Source organism: Parabacteroides goldsteinii (genome assembly GCF_020091425.1).
Classification (GTDB): Bacteria; Bacteroidota; Bacteroidia; order Bacteroidales; family Tannerellaceae; genus Parabacteroides; species Parabacteroides goldsteinii.
Map to the genome: position 1 here is coordinate 5925880 of NZ_CP081906.1, position 17546 is coordinate 5943425.

Consider the following 17546-nt stretch of genomic DNA (forward strand, 5'->3'; position numbering starts at 1 on the left):
AACTCTTTTAATCATTCTCTTCCTTTATATTATTATTTGTAATGACGAAAATAAATATAAACATTGAATATGAATAAACTTATTGGCGGTATCCTATTGTTGATGTTTACCTCTTCTGCTGTAGCTTTTTCAGGAAAGCCGAAAACTGTTCCTCATACATCGATCTTCCACATGAATAAGCCAGCTGAAAACTGGAACGAAGCCATTCCAATCGGTAATGGCCGGTTAGGAGGTATGGTATGGGGTGGAATAAAACAGGAACGGATACAGACGAATGACGATACGTTCTGGTCGGGAGAACCGCGTAATGTGCAAAACCCCGGGGCAGCCCAATATCTTCCCGAGATTCGCCAGTTGCTTATAGATCAAAAACATAGCGAAGCGCAAAAGCTGATAAACTCGAAGATGCTGGGACCTAACAATCAAAGTTATATGCCATTGACCGACATTGTATTGGATTTTCCGTCAGGCGATTTTACAGACTATCACCGGGAACTGGATATGAACCGTGGAATAGTCACTGTTTCCTACAGACAAGGAGGAGTTGGTTTTGTCAGGGAAATATTTGCTTCTTATCCTGACCAGACGATTGTGATGCGCATTAAATCAGAGAAGCCCAGGAGTATAACCTTTGATGCAACATTAAGCAGTAAGGTTAATCATACGGTAAGGATAGATGAAGCCGCTCAGCAGGTCATTATTGATGGACAAGCCCCTCAAAATGTGAATCCCGAGTATAACGGGTTTTCCCTACCTACCTATCAAGAAGGACATGGCATGAGATTTCAAGGCCGGTTGGTGGTTGATAACAAAGGAGGAAAGGTTGGAGCGGCAGATAATAAGCTGAAGGTTTCCGGTGCCGATGAAGTAACAATTTGTTTTGTTGCAGCAACCAGCTTTAACGGCTTCGACAAAGACCCTTATAAAGAGGGGAAAGATGAAAAGAGGCTATGCCGGGATTATACGAAAAAGATAAAGGGAAAATCATTCTCCAAATTACTGAAAGCTCATGTTAACGATTATTCCGCCTTATTCGGGCGGGTGAGTATAGATTTGGGATATGAAGAACAAGCATCTTCGCCGATCAATGAAAGGATTCGGAACTATGCTAAACAACAAGACTTCTCGTTTGCAGGGCTGTATTTCCAGTTCGGGCGTTATCTGCTGATCTCGTCGTCGCGTCCAGGATCACAGCCGGCTAACTTGCAGGGCATTTGGAACGATGCTTTACAACCGGGATGGAGCTCCAATTGGACCATTAATTGCAATACACAAATCAATTACTGGCCGGCAGAGGTAGTAAACCTTTCGGAATTACATCAGCCGCTGTTTGACCTGATACGCGAATCGTCTATCGATGGGGCTAAAACGGCTCGTAACCTATACAATTCACGTGGCTGGATGGCCCATCATAATATTGATCTCTGGCGTACAACCTGGCCGGTAGGCGGCTCAGGGCTATGGGCTATATTTCAGATTGGTGGTGCGTGGCTATGTCATCATATCTGGGAACATTATCAATTTACGCAAGATAAGGATTTTCTGAATGAAAACTTTGACCTTTTGAGGGATGCTTCTCTATTTTATGTAGATTGCCTACAACCGGATAAAGATGGTTATTTAGTAACTAATCCTTCGGAATCGTTTGAAAACAGTTATATCGATCCTGCCGGTTTTAAAGGCTGGGCTTGCATGGGATCGGCACAGGATATGCAGATTATCCGTTCGCTCATGCAAAACACCATGAAGGCGGCCGAAATTATCGACTCTAATGATCCAGCTATTGCAGAGATAAAAGAAGTATATACAAAGCTGCCGCCTATGCGGATTAGTCCGAGCACGGGAGAATTACAGGAATGGAATGATGACTGGAAACCGGCTTACCCCCATAACGGACAGGTGGGGCACGGCTGGGGATTCGCTGCCGGCAATTTGATCACTCTGCGAGGTACTCCCGAATTGGCTGAGGCATTCAAGAAAACAATTATAAACAGGCAACCGGGAATGTCGTATAATAGCGGCAGTTGGACAGGAGTGTTCCCTTCTATGTATTGGGCTCGTTTTGAAGAGGGAGACAGTGCGATGAAAGTAATCAACCGTCATTTTGCTATGGCGCTCTATCCTAATTTTACCTGCAAGTTTACTAAGTTTTGGGAAATAGACGGTAACCTCGGGATTACGGCTACTATTGCCGAAATGTTATTGCAAAGCCATGCCGGTGAAATCAGTCTGTTGCCAGCCTTGCCAGCCGTTTACCCGAAAGGTAAAGTAACCGGCCTCCGTGCCCGGGGAGGATATGAAGTTGACATGCAGTGGACCGATGGAAAGCTGACTAAAGCTGTGATTCGCTCTGTTAAAGGGAAAGGCTCAGTATCAATACGGTATAAAGATGCAGTAAAGGTGATTGATTTTTCTTCTAATAAGAGAGTAGAATTATCTTCTTCTGACTTTAAAATGATATAGCTAATAACTGGCTATTGAACAGATCATATCTACTGGAATGAATACAAGCAAAAGGAAAGGTCATCCTTTATTCTAAACACGACACGATAAGCAGGAGATGGTGCGGGAACTCCGGTAATAATAAATCTGATGTTTTCTGGATCTAAATGTATTTGATTTATGGAGATAAAGACGACCTACTAGGTAGGTGAGGTCGGTATCTCTGAACTACATTTTCAGACAGGATATAATGGATATACTTAAAAAAACACTAGTATGGCATTTTTTAAGCGATTTTTCAAGAGGATGAGTAACAAGTGGTATCCGCGGCAGTTACCGTTGGCAAACCCGTGACTACGAAAGAGGTCGCCGATCGTTTGGCACAGATATCTACCGTGAGCCGTGCCGATGTCTACGCTGTTCTTATGGATCTGGCTGGCGTATTAGCCGACTATATGGCACAAGGGCGCAGTGTAAAGATCGATAGTTTAGGTACCTTCTACTACACTATCACAGCAAGTGGCAACGGAGTCGACTCGGCCGACAAGGTGAATGCATCGCAGATCACCGGCGTTCGCGTTCGTTTCATCCCCGAAGCTACGAAGAATAGTGGTAGCCGGTCGATGAACCGCACACTTGTCAGCGACAACATCTTCTGGATGGAGTGGAACGGCAAAGTCGAAGAAACTCCTGGTCCTGATGAAGGCGACCACCCGGTAATCGAGTGATCGCACTTTCTTACCCGATGATCTCTTTATTTCGATAAAGTGATTCTCTGGAACGTACAAATAGGGTGTGCCGAAACTACCCCTCCCATGCTAGCCATGAGGAGAAGCGGCTTTCGTCACACCCTTGTAGCATCTAAGGCATACCGGCCTATTTAATTGATTGAGTTATATAACATATACAGGATAATAATGAAAATATATATAGTAGGATTACTCTTTCTGAGTTGTTTTTTAGCAGGAGCACAACCCGCCACCAAGCAGGAAGCTCTGCACAATATCTGCCTCTTTTATGCCGAAAAGCGGAATAAGGAGACACGCATATTGGAAGATTCAGTAAAAAAGTATACCGCTCTTCTGAATGAAAAGGGACAATTTACCGACCTGATACCCAAAGAAAAAACAATTACGCAAAACCGTTATGCCGCTCAAGAAGATAAACAACCTTTCATATCATCCCTGACCCTTCAGGCCCTGGGGCGTATCAGGGCGATTGCCGCGTGTTATGGAAATAAAGAAATGTCTGCCTCCGACACGCAGGTGCGAACCCTCTTTGAAGCGATACGGCATTACGGGAAATTGGAGACAGATCGGCTGAACGTTGCCTCCAGGTGGCATGCCTCTTGTTTCGCGATACCTACTATATCCTATCAAACCTACTATTCCTTATTTAATCTGATGACCTGTATTGAAAACGGACAAGTCCGGGACTCCTTGTTCATCGAAGGAAATAAAATACTGGGCAAACTATCCCTGCAATGCTGGACCGTACCTGCACGCATGGATGAAACCGACAAAGATGTAATAGACGTGGAGCGTTTCAGGAAACATGTCTGGTGGGTCGGAGGAAATGCAACGGATTATCGCCCGTTGCTGGAAACGGCAGCGCAGCTATCATCACCCGAAATGGCAGATGTAGTGGGAGAGATCGCAGTCAGATCTCTGTCCTCCGTATCGCAGGCAACTATTCAGGATGATTTCTGGCAGGAAGGAATCACCGCCGACGGAGCTGGCTGGGGGCATGGAAGGCAATGCCTCGTATGGGGATACCCGATCGACGGGACAAGAGGATCGCTTCGTATCCTCAAAATAATGAAAGAGTGCCGCTACCCGCTGCCACTCGAAGTAAAACAGGAACAGATAGACGTACTGAAAGATTATCTACGCGGATCATCCTATTACTATTATAAAGGATATGTCCCCCCGGTAGTGGACCGAGGTAATATGAACCGGCTGGTCCATCCCTTTACCGCACAAAAGAACGGTCGGTCTGCCGATTACCGCCGTCTGATTCCTTCTGCCAGGATAATAGAGATGCTGTTAGAACAATATCCCGACCTCTTAACGCCCGAAGTAAAAGAAGAGTTTAGCCTATTTCTCGACAATGCCCGGCGTTTCCGGATCGACATGCCCGGGAAATGGAACCAATACTATTCCGGCTCCCGCTATTTCTTCAACAATGACGATATAATAAAGAAGACTGACCAATACTATATGCTGGTTAACATGGCATCCAACCGTGTAAGTGGCCTCGAAAGTGCCAACACAATGGCGGCTGCATTCAATATCTTTACCTGCGACGGAACCACCCTCTTTTCCAGAGACGGCTATGAACATCGAAGAGTAATGGGCGCCTTCAATTTGCGTGCCTGGCCAGGAACAACATCCCGCCTCTCACCGAAACCCTTAGTGCCGATAGAAAACTGGAAAGGCTACAACAGTAAGCATCCGTTTGCCGCCGGAGCAACCAGCGGAGGTAATTCTTTTGCCGGAGGCTTTATATTCGAGAAGAGAGATGTAGGTTGGCCGCACGATACGATCTCACCCTATAGCGATCCTAACCCCTCGGCATTTGGTATCAAAGCCTATAAAAGCTATTTTATGTTCGACGACCTCTTCCTGGCAATGGGATGTGGCATAGAAAATAAAATGCCGGAGCAAGAAGGTGATATTGTTACAACAATAGATCAAACAGAGCTGGCATCCGATTTTAGAAAAGGAAGTACTGTACTGAATAACGGATTTTATTATAAAGTATTGGAAAAACATACTAAAGGAGAAGTCCTCATAAAACATGAAAAGAAGAAGACACATTGGCAATCGATGAGTGTTGCCAACAAGTTGCCAGAAACGGAGGAAGATATATTCCATATATATATCAATCATGGAAGAAGTCCGAAAGATGCATCTTACGCTTATACCGTAGCATGCAATGAGGCCGCTGCCGATCAAATGCCACGCGTATTATCAAATACCCGACAGGTTCAGGCAGCAGAAAGCTATAACGGAAATAAGATAGGTGCCGTCTTTTATAAAGAAGGAGCAAGAATAAAAAGCTCCAGGGGATATTTGAAAGTGTCGTCTCCCTGTGCTCTGCTGGTTGAGTATATAGATGATAGGGTATCTGTATCCGTTACCGACGGGTTAATGAACACTGAGCTTCAGGAGATTCTGATAGAAACATCTATTCCTTTAGAAGGGAATAATGTAAATAAGTTGTCAAACAACTGTTATCAGCTTCGCATGAAGGTCAGGACGGGTCGTTACACCGGCTCCCCCGTTCATGCCGAGTGCCGGCTGATTCCTGATGTCAATAAATGATTTGTACTAGGTATAATTGAATATAAAACTTATTGTCAATGAATAAAATTATTACGATCGCGGCTGTATGTCTCATCTCCGCAGTTTCTTTAGCATCTTCGTCTTCCGGCAGTGAGGAGAGAGCTTCTTCGCATGTCTATCGGCTGAACGCAAAAACGGATAGTCTGGTATTGATAAAAGATTTTTCCGCTGTCAACAGCACGGTAGAGTTTGATCTGATCCCTCAGAACTCATACGCACAAGTCGGAATGTTGTTCCGTTATGTAAATGAAAACGATTGGGTGTATGTTGGATGCGACAAAGCTACTGACAATCTGGGTTTTGCCCGTTGGTACATAGGCACACCGAAAGGCAAGAAAGAGATCGCTCACGATATATCCAAATTGTATGCACACCACCGGCGGCATATTAAAGTTAATTGCATAGGCCGCACCCTGACAGTCTATGTAGATGGAGAACAGATCGTCCATCAATATATACCTGAGCTTTCTTTGTCTGCCGGACAGATCGGTTTCCGGGTGCACGATAAAGGAAACGTTCAGATATCGAATGTGGTTTGTCGCACGGTAGAGGAAGTCGCAAACGTTCCAGCTAAGAAGAAAAGCTACTATACATTATCTTCCTCCTGCATGGATGTCCTGTTGAATAAAGACTTTCCTTCTGTTCGGTCCTATATCTGGAAAAAAGATCATTCGCAATTGGGCGGACAGCCGTTCGACGTAAAAACGATAACAATCAATGGCGATACTTACCGGCCTTCTGTGACTGGAAAGACGGAAGCAAACCGGGTTCTTTATACCTTGAAGATTAAAGAAATAGCAGTAGACCTTCAAGTCTGTTGCGAAGTAAAAGACAATGTCCTGCAATTATCCGTAACAGATATAAAAGAAAAGGGTGACTTTAAGGTTAGAACGTTGGCTTTTCCCGACCACAATTTAGTATCTATATCCAACGCATCTCCGGATGGTTGCTTGTCGATTGCCAACAATGTCCGTTCCGACACATTTTATCCTTTAAAAGACAAGGCTGCCGACAGTACTTCGCAATACGGCTCCATATTATTATTAAACACCGATAAGCTGGCAGCCACGCTTGAAAGCAATTCTATCTATAACAACCGCCAGTTTCTGTACCGATCCGTACAAATCGCCGATTCGATCGTCACAGGGATATGGGGAAACGAATGGATTTACCGCGGATATGACGGAAAAATACTGCCCTTACCTTACATCAAAGTGATACTGGCCAATGACCGTAACTTGGATAACAGAGTCGACTGGCAAGACGGAGCGATTGCACTTCAGGAGATATATCCTAAACCATTCGGCGTCGATATGCTTCATAATTCGTATGCCACCATTACAATGAATTTTGCCAGTTGTGCCCAATATCCTTTCCTGCGTCAGCTGGATAACATTAAAAAGTTCTATCTGGCAACCGACGGGTTCGGGCAAATGCTCGAACTGAAAGGATATCAGAGCGAAGGACACGACAGTGCTCATCCCGATTATGCCGGCAATTATAACGAGCGGGCAGGAGGGAAAAAGGATTTGGCCTTTCTGGCAAAAGAAGCCCGGAAATATAACGCACATATCGGCGTTCACATCAACCACAGCGAATCCTATCCCGAAGCAAAGGCTTTCAATGACCGGATCGTAACGGATATGCCTGCCTGGAGCTGGCTCGACCAGTCTTATTTTATCAATAAAGAAGCGGATGTGCTTGCCGGGACATTCGAACAACGCTTAAACCAATTGAAAGAAGATATACCCGATCTGTCTTTATTTATATCGATACCTACCGCGAACATCGTTGGTTGGCACACGAGACAGCCCGTTTATTCACCCGCAACGGTTGGGCAACCTGGACAGAAGACCCGGATGTATTCGACAAAGAAGCAACTTGGATTCATTATAACCCAAGCTCGAAAAGCCTGATACACCGTTTTATCCATCACCAGTATCGGGACGGTTATGCTGCTCATCCGGCTTTGCTTGGCGGATACAGCCGGGGGGCGGAAATCGGTTTTATGGGGTGGCAGAAAGGACGAGACTTTAATGGCGTAATTCGTAATTTTTTTATCAAACAATTACCCTATCGTTATCTGATGCATTATCCGGTACTACAACTGGATACGGCTCGGGCAGTCCTGGAAGGCAACCTGGTCGCTGTCGGTGATAAAAAGACAGGTACTGTTATCAAAAGAGGAGAACTGACAATTATGTCGGGAGATTGTGTATTTATCCCCTGGAACCCTGTTACGGAAGAAAAGATTTATCATTATAATGTGCGTGGTGGAAAAACAATCTGGCAATTACCATTTTCATGGAAGGAGCAAAGTACTGTTTACTTGTATGAGTTGGGTGGTAAGGGGCGTAGATTTATAGAATCGCTGACTGTTCGTGGAGGACTCGTTGAAATAGAGGCTCAACCAGACAAAGGGTACGTTCTTTATAAACAGGAAATGAAACAGTTGCCTGAAATGCTTTGGAGTGAAGGTGGTCTAGTGAAAGATACAGGTTTTGACAGCCGGTCTTTTGAAAATTGGAAAGTGCAGGGAGATAGTGCGTTACTTGCAGTTAAAGAAACGGATTATGGGCAGGCCTATCTTGAAATAAAAGGGAAAGAACCTGCTGGTGTAAGCCAGATAATAAACGGACTTACACCAGGAAAAGAGTATATTGCTTCTGTTTGGGTGAATGTTATTGGTGAAAAAAATGCTATACTGGTGGTACAGAGCGGCAAAGAGCTAAATGAACAAGTTCCTATTTCAGAAAGTAAAGTTAAAAATTATACGGATAATACGGATCGATTTAGGACAACCTGGCAACGATTGAAGGTGCCATTCCGTTTACCGGCGAATAGAAATGATATTATTTTGTCTTTGAAGGGGGGAATGGCAGCTAACGATACAGTCGCTGTTTGGTTTGATGATGTCCGTTTGGTTGAGTGCTTACATGCTGAAAAGGCTGGATTTAACTATTTTGAAGACTTCGAACATGTTGATGAAGGATGGGGACCTTTTATTCCTTGTCAACCAGGTGCTTTTACAACGCATTTGTCACAGAGACATGATGTTTATACGGATAATACGATTCATGGAGAGTGGTCACTAATTACGTGGCGTGAAAAAAACGGAGAAGTGTATCGTACGTCTCCTGCAATGATTTGTTTTGCTCCGAAACAAAATTATGAAATTGAGTTTAATTATAAAGTCGATAATAGGAATGTTTATAAAGTGGTTGGTAAATCATTATTAACAGGAGAACAAATATTCTCTTATGACTTGAATCGGACTGGGAAGTGTAATGTTTGTTTTACAACACCGGACTGTACAGATTTTTATATTGTCATTGTTAAACAGGGAAATGGTATGTTAGTCATAGATGACTTTGGAATCAAAGGTAAACTTGTACAGAACTCTGTGAAATGACGATTCATATTCGTCGTTAGAATTAAAAGGAAAGGTCATCCTTCATCCTAACACGACACGCTAAGCCGGAGATGGCGCGGGAACTCCGACATATGGAATTACTTTGATACTTTCCGGAGGGAAATAACAAATGTCCGGCATCGAGCTATGTTAGGTCCGTCACCTGAGGGCGTCAGGTCCGTCACTAGACCATGCCAGGTCCGTCACCAGTCATTTTCCCTTTTGGGGAGGCATCAGAAATAACTTAAATCTGAACTGTATGGCTTTTTTCAAAAAAATTCAACAGAAGATTAATGGGAAGTGGTATCCGAAGTCCGTTACTGTCGGTAAACCCGTGACAACAAAAGAGGTATCTGACCGTTTGGCACAGATATCGACTGTGAGCCGTGCCGACACCTATGCTGTTCTCATGGAACTGGCAGGCGTGCTGGCTGATTACATGTCACAAGGACGTACCGTAAAGCTTGACGGGCTGGGCACTTTCTATTACACCCTTACTGCGGGAGGTAACGGGGTCGAATCGGCAGACAAGGTGAGTGTTTCGCAAATAGCTGGCGTTCGTGTCCGTTTCATTCCTGAAGCCACGAAAAACAGCGGTAGTAAGACGATGAACCGCTCGCTTATCAGCGACAACATCTTTTGGATGGAATTGAATGGCGCACCCGAGACAACTCCTGAAGAAGGAGGCGGTGAAGACCGTCCGGAGATCGAGTGATCTTTCTCTGAATGTATGATGAAAGTGTTGCAAAATAACTGCCTTGTCCGTCGGGATGGGAGAAGGGTTTGCAACACTTTCTTTTTGGGGGGCGGAGTCAAATGTATAATAAGTGAATAATCCTATTCATGAAAATACCACCTAACTATCCGGAAATTTCCGTACTTTTGTCATCAGTTTAAAACGAACAGACAAAAGCAATGAAATATCTGATAAAGGCCCCGAAAGAAAGACTTCGGGCTTCTGTGCAACTTCCTGCTTCCAAGAGCATTAGTAACCGTGCTTTGATATTGAATGCACTAAGTTATAGTCCGTATGATATACAGAACCTTTCCGACTGCGATGATACGGAAGTGATGGTTAAGGCATTAAATTCTAACAGCTGTGATTTCGATATAAAAGCTGCTGGGACGGCGATGCGCTTCCTGACGGCATTCCTTTCCAAGATTATCGGTGAATGGACGATCACCGGAACGGAGCGGATGAAGAATCGCCCGATCAAACTGCTGGTCGATGCATTGAACTCGTTGGGCGCCCGTATCGAATATATGGAGAAGGAAGGTTATCCCCCTTTGCGTATCTTTGGAAGTGCGTTGCAAGGAGGCGAGATCTCTCTGGCAGGAGGTGTCAGTTCACAATATATTTCAGCTTTGTTAATGATCGCTCCTTTGATGGAAAAGGGATTGACATTACATCTGGAAGGAAATATCATCTCCCGTCCTTATATCAATCTGACGTTACAATTGATGGAACAGTTTGGGGTGAAAGCTACCTGGAACGGACAAACCATCAAGATTCTTCCCCAGGAATATAAACCGATCCGTTTTACCGTGGAGTCGGATTGGAGTGCCGCTTCTTACTGGTATGCAATCATGGCTTTGTCGAAAAATGCCGAAATAGAACTGCTGGGCCTTTTTAAGAACAGCCTGCAAGGAGATGCCGCCGGAGCAAAACTATTTGCTCAACTGGGTGTTGGTACGGCCTTTACAGACCGGGGCGTCGTGCTGAAATATAACGGAAATGTGACAAAAAAGTTGATCTACAATTTTGTCAACGAACCCGATTTGGCGCAAACATTTGTTGTCACCTGCGTGTTACTAAATATCCCCTTCCGCTTCACCGGATTGCAATCGCTGAAGATAAAAGAAACCGACCGTATCGAAGCTTTGAAAACGGAACTTCGTAAACTCGGCTATCTGTTGACCGACAGCAACGACAGTATTCTGGAATGGAATGGGGAACGTTGCGAACCGGAAGCTGATCCGATTATTGCCACATATGAAGACCATCGGATGGCAATGGCATTTGCCCCGGCTGCGCTGGTATTGCCGAAAGGTCTTAAAGTGGCTGATCCAGAAGTGGTGACAAAGAGTTATCCTGCCTATTGGGAAGACTTGCGCAAAGCAGGATTTGCTTTAATTGAAAATTAACATGTGGTACATTATCATTGGTATTATCGTGCTTGGCGTTATTGCTGCCATAGCCGGTTATTTCAGGAATAAAAAATTACAGCAGATGCTGGAACGCGGGGAGATCAGCGAGATACCTGAAGCGCGTGAAATTCCCGAAGAATGCTGTGGCCAGCATGAGACTTGTGAGCGTGACAGTCTGTTGGCTGCCGTCAGCAAAAAGATTGAATATTATGATGACGAGGAACTGGATCGTTTCCGGGGGCTGGAGGGAGATGAGTATGAAGAGGATGCCGTCGATGAGTTCCGCGAGGTACTTTATACCCTGCAGTCGGAAGAGGTGGCCGGGTGGCTCCGTAGCCTGCAACTTCGTGGCGTGAACCTGCCGGATGCACTGAAGGATGAAGCATTTCTTATTGTCGGTGAGAGAAGAATACATTAAACGGTAGAGAACGTCAACCAGTGTTTGACATAAAGATTGTTTCTACCTAATGAAACACTTGTTTCTATATGGTGAAACAGTTGTTTCTTTATAGTGAAACTTTCTGTACCTCGTATCGGATATAAGGATAAGATTGCACAAATAAGACGAACCATCATATGGAATGAATATGGATCTATTACAATATACTTTTTTTCAACATGCTTTGCTGGGCAGCTTGTTAACAGCCATCACCTGTGGTATTGTCGGGACATACGTTGTCGCACGCCGTCTGGTGTTTATCAGTGGCGGTATAACTCATGCCTCTTTCGGTGGTTTGGGGCTTGGCTTTTATCTGGGTACAAACCCGATCTTGATGGCAATGGTCTTTTCCGTTCTTTCCGCTTTCGGGGTGGAATGGGCGAGTAAGACACAGGATGTGCGTGAAGATTCGGCAATTGCCGGTGTTTGGGCGCTTGGAATGGCGCTCGGAGTGATTTTCATATTTCTTACTCCCGGTTATGCTCCCAATCTGTCTGCCTATTTGTTCGGTAATATCCTGACGATCTCCTTGTCCGATATTATCTGGATAGCTGCTTTAGCGGTGGTACTGATCGCAGTCTTTTCCCTCTATCTGCGGGAGATAGTCTATGTCGCTTTCGATAGCGACTTTGCCAAGACGCAGCATATCCATGTAAAGTGGATCGAATATATGATGATGTTCTTTATTGCCCTGACTATTGTCCTTTCCATACGCCTGGTCGGTATTATGTTGCTGATGAGTTTGCTGACTTTGCCGCAAATTACAGTGAATCTGTTCACTTCCGACTTTAAGAAGATCATTTGGGGGAGTATTGTCCTTGGCTTTCTAAGTTGTGTGGTGGGGCTGGTTCTGTCTTATTTCCTGAATGTACCGTCGGGAGCTTTTATCATCCTGGTGCTGGTGCTGGTCTTTTTGATCCTGAAAGGAGTATTATTCTTTACGAAGAGGCAATAAAACAGGCTCTTCTCAGTTTATTATATGATAAAGAGTGCACATAATACGTGAAGAAAGGTTTTTACTATATAATTTCGATATTCGTAGTTCTCTTGCTTTGGTCGTGCAGTACGAAGAAAAACACCAAAGCAAGCCGGTTCTACCATTCCTTTACATCCAGATACAATATCTATTATAACGGAAAGACTTCTTTTGATGAAGCCCTGAAATCTATGGAGACAGGCTACAAGGAAAGTTATTCCGAAATGATCCACATGTATCCGATCAGTGCACAGCCGAAAGATAAAAAGGAAACCGGCGGTCCCTTCGACCGCGCCATCGAGAAAGGCAATAAAGCCATAAAACTTCATTCCATCAAAGCCAAGCCGGCAAAGAAACCGGGTTGGCGTAACGATCCCAAACAACGTGCTTTGCAGGAACAGGAAGAATATAACCCTTTCCTGAAGAAATGTTGGCTGCTGATCGGGCAGGGACAGTTCTATAATGCTGATTTCTTGCAAGCCTCTGCCACTTTTTCTTATATTGCCCGCCATTATTCCCATGACGAGGAAGTAGTGGCCGAAGCCCGTTTGTGGCAGGCCCGTTGTTATTCGGAAATGGATTGGTTCTATGAGTCCGAAGATATTTTGGGTAAGCTGAATACTAATGGAATACCCCGCAAGAACCTGAATCAGTATGCCGCTGTTTATGCCGATTATCTGGTCAAGAGCAAACAGTATGAAGAAGCTATCCCTTATTTTAAGACGGCAATCAAATCGGAAAAAAGCAAACTTCAGCGTACCCGTATGAAATACCTGCTGGGGCAAATCTATGCTGCGCAGGAACAGGACGGCCTTGCCTATAAAATGTTCAACGAAGTAGCCAAAGCCAGTCCTCCCTATGAACTTGAATTTGCAGCCCGTATCCGTCAGACGGAAGTGTTCTCAGGCGCTAACTATCAGAAGGTAGTCAAGATGCTTCAACGCATGGCGAAGAGCGATAAGAATAAGGATTATCTGGATCAGGTTTATTATGCCCTCGGAAATGTTTACCTGAACCGGGAAGATACGGCAAATGCCATAAAGAATTATGAATTGGGTATCGAAAAGAGCACACAGAACGGACTGGAGAAAGCTATCTGCCAGATCAAACTGGGCGATATCTATTTCACCATGCGTGATTATGTAAAGGCTCAGCCCTGTTTCAGTGGCGCATTGTCCGGTATCCAGAAAGAATACAAAGACTTTAAGCGTGTGTCGAAACTTTCGGCAGTCCTGGACGAGCTGGTCGTACATGTGGAAGCTGTCCATTTGCAGGATAGCTTACAGACCCTGGCAAAAATGCCGGAGACGGAACGTTTGGCTGTCATCGACAAGATCATAGAACAGGTAAAGAAAGAAGAAGAAGAGGCCAAGGCTTTGGCTGAGAAAGAGGCTTATCTGGCTGACCAGGCTGCCAAAGGAACGGGTATAAACCGTCCCGGAACGGAAACTGGCGGTATCGTTCTCCCGACTGCATCGGGTGGGACTTCTTTTTACTTCTATAATCCTTCGACCGTATCGCAGGGTAAGGCACAGTTCCAACGCAAGTGGGGACGTCGTACACTGGAAGATAACTGGCGTCGGCGTAAAAAAGAAATGTCGACCTTCAACGAAGATGCTCTGGAAGAGGGTGAACTGGCGGAGACAACAGCCGGAGCCGTCGGACCGGACGGTCAGCCTTTGCCGGCCGATTCGCTGGAGGCCGGTTTGCCGGAGGTTGCTGCCGATGACCCGAAATCACGCGAATATTATTTGCAGCAGTTACCTTTCACGCAGGAAGATGTGGATGCCTCGAATATAATTATTGAGGACGGATTGTATAATATGGCGATGATCTATAAAGATAAACTGGAGGATTTGCCTTTGTCGATCGAGGCTTTTGAAGAACTGGAACGTCGTTTTCCGGATAATTCGCACCGCTTGGAGAGTTATTACCAGGTCTATCTGATGGCGCTCCGTACGGGTAATACCTCTTTGGCTGCCGAGTACAAGACGAAGATGATCAATGCCTTCCCGAATGAGGATTATACGATTGCCATCTCTGACCCGAATTATGAATATAATATACGTATGATGGATTCCGTACAGGATTCGATCTATCAACAGACCTATAATAGTTATCTGGCAAGCGATACCGTTACCGTGCGTCGGAATTTCCGCGATGTCAGTGTTAAATATCCGTTGGCAACCCTGATGCCGAAATTTATGTTCCTGGATGCGTTGACTTATGTACAAGCCGGTGATGCCGAAGGTTTCAAAACGGCCCTGAAAGCGTTAGTAGAGAAATATCCGACAGCCGATGTGACGGAACTGGCAGGTGAGATGCTGAAAGGTATCCTTCGCGGCCGTACCTTGATGCAAGGCAGCGTGACCGGTATGACCTGGAACCTGCGTTTTGGTCTGGGTGAAGACGGTTCTTTGTCGGCAGCCGACTCTGCTCGTACATTTACTGCCGAGCCGAATACTCCTTACCGTATGATCCTGATGTATCCGACCGGAAGTGTGGATAAAAACCAGTTGCTGTTTGCCGTGGCAGCTTACAACTTTGCCAACTTTATGGTGAAGGAGTTTGATTTGGCTTTTGAAGAAGCAGGCCCGATGTCAATGCTGAACATCATCGGCTTTACAGGTATTGAAGAAATCCTGCAATACTATAAAATGATTTATGGTAAAGATGGTTACGCTCAGGCTCTGGATAAAAATGTTGCTATCCTTCCGATCTCCGAGGACAATTACGAGACATTGATGCGAGGTAAGACACTGGAAGAATATATCAACTTCTTTGAAGAAAACTTTGGCGGTAAAGCCCCGGAATTGGCAACACGTTGGAAGAATCGTATGCTGGTGGAAGAAGAAAAAGTGAAAGAAGCCGAAGCTGAAACTGAAGCAGAACTTCCGGGCGAAGATCAACCGGGCGAAGCAGTTCAACCGGAAGATGAATCCCCGGCAAAAGAAATCAAGTCGGTACGTAGAAAAGAAGCCGAGGAAGAAAAGAAAGAAGAAGCTGAAAAACCAGTAGAACAGGTTGCTCCGAAAGATACTGTCATTCCGGAGATATCTGTCCCGGATACTGTTGCCAATGTTCCGGCAATTGAAGCTCCTGTCGATACGGTTTCCGTACAGCCGGCTGTTTCTGATACTGTTGCGGTTGCTTCTCCTCAGGATACTGTCCCTGCCGTGCAGGCACCGGAAGAACGGAAAGAGCTTACATTAAAAGAAATAGAAGCAATCCGCAAACGCGAAGCCGCAGCCGAAGAAGCCCGTAAGGAAGCTGACCGCAAGGCATTCGAAGCACAACAGAAAGCCGAGAAAGAATTGCAGGAGCAGAAAGCCAAGGAACGTGCTGACCTGTTGAAGAAACAGGAAGAAGAAGAGAAAGCCCTTCTGAAAGCGAAAGCCGACCGTGAAAAGCAACTTGAACAGGATCGTAAGAACAAGTTGAAACAGGCCGAAGCCGACCGTAAAGCGAAGCAGAAAGCCCGTGAAGAACTTCGCAAACAAAAAGAGCGCGAATACAAGGAAAGGCTCAAACAAAAGGAAAAAGAGCGCAAACAGAAGGAAAAAAAGTATAAAGAAACACTGAAAGCAAAAGAAAAAGCCCGCCGCGAAGCGCAAAAAGCGAAAGAGGCGGCAGCACGTAAGAGGTGATGAGCTTTGTCATGGCTCGAGTCTGCCATGACAAAACAGTTTTTCTTATGCATATTGGTAGTCTTTCAGCTTTTGCTGTAATTCTTTGCGTGCGAAAAAAATACGGCTTTTTACTGTCCCCAAAGGGAGATTTAGTTGTTCTGCAATTTCATGATATTTATATCCATTTAAAAATAAGGAAAATGGGATTTTTACTTCATCGTTCAATTCTGCAACAGCTTTTGTGATCTCCTGAATTTGATAAACCTTGTCTGGAGAACCTGAGATGGAGTCATTGGTTATGTTTAAGTTGTACAAATCAGTATTTTGATCTACTACAGTCTGTTCACGTACAATCTTATGATAGTTATTAATGAAAAGATTGCGCATTACGGTCATAACCCAACCTGTAAAATTAACATTGTCTACAAATTTTTCCTGATTGTCCAACACTTTCAGTGTAGTATCTTGCAACAGATCCAGAGCGTCATCCCTGTTTGCTGTTAGCTTGATAGCGAAATTCATCATGTGATCCTGTAATCCGAGTAATCTTTGTTGAAATTGTATTCTGTTCATAATGTTTGTTGTTTATTAATTTACGTTTTTATCTGCTGCAAATCTATTTTTTATGTTCATTATGGCGTGTTCGATTTCGTATGGAAAGATTCAGAAATTGTTTTACATACCCATTAGAGCATATTTGTCGGATGATTTCGTACTTTTGGTAGACAGTAGATGGTCTTTCGGTGAATGCTGAATAGATTTATTGTAAATATCGGATAGAAATGATCTTCTTTTGTTCTTATCTAGTTACTATTGGAGAGGATATTGGTAAGGTAAAGAATATTTTTCCGGATATTAGTTCTTGGAGAACTATTTCATTTAAAGACTATATCACATTGTGAAAACAAAATTATATAAAAATGGAAATAAATACAAAACCTAAGATGGTAATATAACTATATTTAACCAATTTGAGTCTTCTTGTAATTTATCAATCTTTTCTATTAGTGTCCTTATTTATCAATTAATTTGCCTATGTATGTAATACATAGCAACTTATCGTATAGCCATAGTTCTCCAAGAACTATGATGATAAAATGACTGTTCATATTAAATAATTCTTAGACCTGTTTTTGTTTATTAACCTTAAATT

The 17546-nt window shown here is 44.2% G+C and carries 9 protein-coding genes and 2 pseudogenes; 10 read left to right on the forward strand and 1 reads right to left on the reverse strand.

What is annotated here, in order from left to right; translation table 11 throughout:
* Positions 1-69: 69 nt before the first annotated feature.
* The 10 genes and pseudogenes from K6V26_RS24280 (at position 70) to porW (ending at position 16411) form a co-directional block, all read left to right on the forward strand.
* Positions 70-2463, forward strand: a complete 2394-nt coding sequence (locus tag K6V26_RS24280) for a glycoside hydrolase family 95 protein (RefSeq protein ID WP_053078001.1) — start codon at positions 70-72, stop codon at positions 2461-2463.
* 255 nt (positions 2464-2718) lie between these two features.
* Positions 2719-3170 (forward strand): annotated as a pseudogene (locus K6V26_RS24285) (HU family DNA-binding protein).
* A gap of 189 nt (positions 3171-3359) precedes the next feature.
* Positions 3360-5768 (forward strand): polysaccharide lyase family 8 super-sandwich domain-containing protein, encoded by a 2409-nt coding sequence (locus K6V26_RS24290; protein ID WP_052716685.1) that lies wholly within the window; start codon positions 3360-3362, stop codon positions 5766-5768.
* 629 nt (positions 5769-6397) lie between these two features.
* Positions 6398-7773 (forward strand): annotated as a pseudogene (locus tag K6V26_RS28600) (endo-alpha-N-acetylgalactosaminidase family protein); the annotation flags it as partial.
* 24 nt (positions 7774-7797) lie between these two features.
* Positions 7798-9201: a glycoside hydrolase family 101 beta sandwich domain-containing protein gene (locus tag K6V26_RS28605; RefSeq protein WP_262905148.1), complete on the forward strand. Its 1404-nt coding sequence runs from the start codon at positions 7798-7800 to the stop codon at positions 9199-9201.
* 259 nt (positions 9202-9460) lie between these two features.
* Positions 9461-9916, forward strand: coding sequence for an HU family DNA-binding protein (locus K6V26_RS24305; protein ID WP_224264112.1), 456 nt, complete (start codon positions 9461-9463; stop codon positions 9914-9916).
* 200 nt (positions 9917-10116) lie between these two features.
* A complete protein-coding gene (locus K6V26_RS24310; protein WP_224264113.1) occupies positions 10117-11346 on the forward strand; it encodes a 3-phosphoshikimate 1-carboxyvinyltransferase in 1230 nt (409 codons plus the stop codon).
* A 1-nt stretch (position 11347) separates the two neighbouring features.
* Positions 11348-11767: a hypothetical protein gene (locus tag K6V26_RS24315; protein WP_009860091.1), complete on the forward strand. Its 420-nt coding sequence runs from the start codon at positions 11348-11350 to the stop codon at positions 11765-11767.
* A gap of 169 nt (positions 11768-11936) precedes the next feature.
* The gene (locus K6V26_RS24320) at positions 11937-12743 is read left to right on the forward strand and encodes a metal ABC transporter permease (RefSeq protein ID WP_122327079.1); all 807 of its coding nucleotides are present in this window, start codon (positions 11937-11939) and stop codon (positions 12741-12743) included.
* Positions 12744-12790: 47 nt separating this feature from the next.
* Positions 12791-16411 carry a type IX secretion system periplasmic lipoprotein PorW/SprE gene (gene porW, locus K6V26_RS24325; RefSeq protein ID WP_224264114.1) on the forward strand — a complete coding sequence of 1207 codons (3621 nt, stop codon included), beginning with the start codon at positions 12791-12793 and terminating at the stop codon, positions 16409-16411.
* 45 nt (positions 16412-16456) lie between these two features.
* Here porW and K6V26_RS24330 read toward each other — a convergent pair whose 3' ends face one another.
* Entirely contained in the window at positions 16457-16966 is a 510-nt protein-coding gene (locus K6V26_RS24330) for an RNA polymerase sigma factor (protein WP_010800931.1), read from the reverse strand.
* Positions 16967-17546 lie beyond the last annotated feature (580 nt).